Genomic DNA, 3,914 nt, shown 5'->3' on the forward strand with positions numbered 1-3,914 from the left:
GTGTCCAGCTCGCCGGGGGTGCGCTCGGCGATCAGCCGGGCGGCCTCCGACCGGGCGTCGTTGGCGTGCTGCGGGGCCACGGTGCACAACTTCGCGGCCTGCTCGGCGATCGCGGCGACGACCTTGGGGTGCTGGTGCCCGATGTTGGTGTTGACCAGCATCGAGGAGAAGTCGAGCAGCTTGTTGCCGTCGCCGTCCCAGACGTGGCAGCCCTCGGCGGCCACGATCGTCATCGGGGAGATCTCGGCCTGTGCGGACCAGGAGTGGAACACGTGCTTGCGGTCCAGTTCGTAGGTGCGGGCGGCCTCTTTGCGGGCGGTCTCGACGGTCAATCCGTTGGGCAGCAGACCGGTTTCTTCCAGCGTTTCGTTGAGCACAGGGAAACGGTAGATCCCCAAGCTGGGAAGCGACAATCTCCGGTCGGGGCCTGCCGGGCCGCCCGCCGTCGTTCTACGCCTCGGAGGCGGTCTCCAGTTCGGTCAGCGCCTCGCCGGTGAACACCGCCAGCCGCTGCAGGCTGGGCAGGCGGTCGCGGCAGCCGACGAAGCCGAGGTTCACGGTGTCGGCGTAGCTCTGCAGCGTGATGTTCAGCGCCATGCCGTGGATCGGTATCGACACCGGGTAGGTGGCTTCCAGTCGGGAACCGTTGAAGTACAGGCGCTCCCTCGGACCCGGCACATTGGACACGACCAGGTTGAAGGTGTGCGGCCAGGGCGGGTTGATCCCGGTCACCGCGCCGGCGATCTGCCCGCCGGCCGGGGCCAGCAGCGCCGCGCTGTAGGCGATGATCGCGGTCGGCGACATCGACTGAAGCTGTGCCTTGGACGCGCTGGTGGCCGTGGTGATGACCGACAGCCGCTCGAGTGGGTCCTCGATGTCGGTGCCCAGCGGCGCCAGCATCGCCCCCACCGAGTTACCGCCGCCCTCGTCGCCCTTCGGCCGCACGTTGACGGGCATCAGCGCGATCAGGGAGCGGTCCGGCAGTTCGTCGAGCTCGGACAGGAACGTGCGGAGCCCGCCCCCGATGACCGCCAGCGCGACGTCGTTGATCGTCGCGCCCTCGCGCGCACTGATCTTTCGGAGCCGGTCGAAGTCGTACTGCTGGGTCGCGAAGCGCCGGTTGCGGCTGATCCGGGCGTTGAGGATGCTGTGCGGCGCCGACGCCGAACCCGAGATGTTCCCGTAGTCGCCGTCCCGCCGGAACTGGGTGTTCACCAGCGCCGCCGTCAGATCGACCGCAGCACTGACCCCGCCCGTCACCGCCGAGCCGATCCCGCCGACGGTCCGCAGCGCCGCGGCCAGCGGATTGGTCGGCGCACGGCCCTCCGGCTTGGTCCGCGACGGCATCGGGATGTTGAAGATCATCCGGGCGTCGCGGGCCTTCGGATCGGGGGACAGGCTGCGCCCCAGCATCCGCATCGCGGTGTAGCCGTCGACCAGCGCGTGATGGATCTTCAGATACAGCGCGAACCGGCCGTCCTCCAGGCCTTCGATCAGGTGCAGCTCCCACGGCGGCCGGGTCAGGTCGAGATGGTTGCTGTGCAGGCGGGACACCAGAATGCCCAGCTCACGCTCGTCGCCCGGGCTGGCCAGCGCCGAACGCCTGACGTGGTAGTCGAAGTCGAAATCCTCATCGGTGACCCAGCTGTGCAGCGGGCTGAACTGCAGCCGTGGGTTGGCCAGCTTGCGGTTCCACGGCGCCACCACCTCGTGGCTGCGGGCGTCGTCGATCAACCCGCGCAGGAAGTCGGGGGAGGCGCCCGCGGGCGGCGTGAACGGCATCAGCCCGGCGACGTGCATCTTCGAACTCGACGTCTCGCCGTAGATGAACATCAGATCCTGCAGTCCCAGGCGGACCGTGTCGGCGCTCACGGAACGCACGCTACGCCGGGGACGTCAGGTTCCACAGAAGGTTCGGAACGAGGCGCTGAACTCCTTCTCACCGGGTTGCGCGTACCGCTCCAGACCGGCCCTCTCGTCGAACGGCGCACTGATCGCGTCGAGCAGCCGGCGCACCGGTTCCAGGTCGCCGCCGGTGGCGGCGGTGAGTGCTTCCTCGACGAGATGGTTGCGCGGGATGTAGACCGGATTGACGCGGTCCATCACCGCGGGGTCCGGCCGCAGCGCACGCCAGCGCGCCAGCCAACCGTCGAACGCGGCGAGGTCGACGAACTCACCGCGCGCCGGTTCGGCGTCGCCGCGGGCCGCCGAGGCCAGCTTGCGGTAGAACGACGTGTGGTCGACCTGGCTCTGCTGCAGCTGCGTCAGCAGGGTCTCGATCAGCGGGTCGACGTCCTCGGCCGAGGCCGACGGGACACCCAGCTTGGCGCGCATACCGTCCGTCCACGCCGACTGGTAGAGCTCCTGGAACGCGCCCAGGGACGCTTCGGCCCGTTCGATCGCGCGCCCGATGTCCGCGTCGAGCAGCGGTAGCAGGGCCTCGGCGAACCGGGCGAGGTTCCACAGCGCGATCGAGGGCTGATTGCCGTACGCGTAGCGGCCCCAACTGTCGATCGAGCTGTACACCGTGGCCGGATCGAACGACTCCATGAACGCGCACGGCCCGTAGTCGATGGTCTCGCCTGAGATCGTCATGTTGTCGGTGTTCATCACGCCGTGGATGAACCCGGCCAGCATCCACTGCGCGATCAGCCGCGCCTGCGCCGCGCTGACCGCCTCCAGCAGCGCCAGATAGGGGTTCTCGGCCTCGGCCGCGGCCGGGTGGTGGCGGGCGATCGCGTGGTCGGCGGCGCGGCGCAGCAGGCCGCTGTCGCCCTGCTGGGCGGACACCGACGCCGCGTACTGGAAGGTGCCCACCCGCAGATGGCTGGCGGCCACCCGCGCGAGCACCGCGCCGGGCAGCGCGGTCTCGCGGTACACCGGACGCCCGGTGGACACCACGGCCAGCGCGCGGGTCGTCGGGATGCCGAGGGCGTGCATCGCCTCGCTGATCACATACTCGCGCAGCATCGGGCCGACCCCGGCGAGGCCGTCGCCGCCGCGGGCGAACGGGGTCCGGCCAGAACCTTTCAGGTGCAGGTCGCGCAGCCGGCCCTCGGTGTCGACGAGCTCACCGAGCAGCAGGGCCCGGCCGTCGCCCAGGCGGGGCTGGAAACCGCCGAACTGATGTCCGGCGTACGCCTGTGCGGCGGGGATCGCGTCCGGCGGGACGGCGGTACCGACCAGCAGCCCGATCCCGTCGGGTCCGCGCAGCCAGTCGGTGTCGAGGCCGAGCTCGCCGGCGAGGGGTTCGTTGAGGACGAGCAGTTGCGGCCGGGGCGCCTCTTCGGCTTTCCACCGCACCGCCAGCTCCGGAAGCTCGCCGACGAATCGGCCCTGCAGCGCGATACTCACCCCACCCAGACTACGGAGCCACCCGGACTACGGAGGGGGCGCGATCACGGCGATCGCGTCGACGTCGTCCTTGATCGAGAACCGCCGCGAACTCTCCTCGAACACCAGCGTCCCGACCGGATCGCCGGGGGTGCCGCTGTGGGACAGGATCAACGCCCGCTGGCCGGGCGCCACGTCGGCGGCCTGCAGCGCGGAGGTCGGCGGGTCGCCCTGGGCGATGCGGTCGTCGGTCACCTGCCACACCACCGGTGGATAGGTCTGCGGTTGCCCGCACTGCCAGGTGGTGAGGCTGAGCTTCGGCGCGCCGGTCGGCGGCCACCACAGCTTGGTGACCCGCGACCCGGCGTCGACGTCGGGACCGGCCACGTCGAAGGTCTGCTGGGTGCCGTCGGCGTCCGAGGTGACGATCGCCGCGCTGCCGCACGCGCTGTCGGTGCTGCGGTACAGCGCGTAGGCCAGGGATGCGCCGTCGGGGCTGAGCCGGGCCACCGTGACGGGGCTGTTCGCGTCGGCCTGGCCCAGCGACGCCGGCGCACCGGGGCCGCGGACCGCGTACAGGG

The 3,914-nt window shown here is 70.7% G+C and carries 3 protein-coding genes and 1 pseudogene; all 4 read right to left on the reverse strand.

Annotated elements, in window-relative coordinates:
* The coding region (locus MVA01S_RS28990) for an aminotransferase class III-fold pyridoxal phosphate-dependent enzyme (RefSeq protein WP_159426375.1) at nt 1–377 on the reverse strand (377 nt) is incomplete at its 3' end.
* Nucleotides 378–450: 73 nt separating this feature from the next.
* Nucleotides 451–1,833, reverse strand: a complete 1,383-nt coding sequence (locus MVA01S_RS28995) for a WS/DGAT/MGAT family O-acyltransferase (RefSeq protein ID WP_051015311.1) — start codon at nt 1,831–1,833, stop codon at nt 451–453.
* Nucleotides 1,834–1,896: 63 nt separating this feature from the next.
* Nucleotides 1,897–3,354 carry a protein adenylyltransferase SelO gene (locus tag MVA01S_RS29000; protein ID WP_003931410.1) on the reverse strand — a complete coding sequence of 486 codons (1,458 nt, stop codon included), beginning with the start codon at nt 3,352–3,354 and terminating at the stop codon, nt 1,897–1,899.
* Nucleotides 3,355–3,381: 27 nt separating this feature from the next.
* Nucleotides 3,382–3,914 (reverse strand): annotated as a pseudogene (locus MVA01S_RS29005) (hypothetical protein); the annotation flags it as partial.

It is taken from the genome of Mycolicibacterium vaccae NBRC 14118 = CIP 105934, from assembly GCF_001552715.1.
Classification (GTDB): Bacteria; Actinomycetota; Actinomycetes; order Mycobacteriales; family Mycobacteriaceae; genus Mycobacterium; species Mycobacterium vaccae.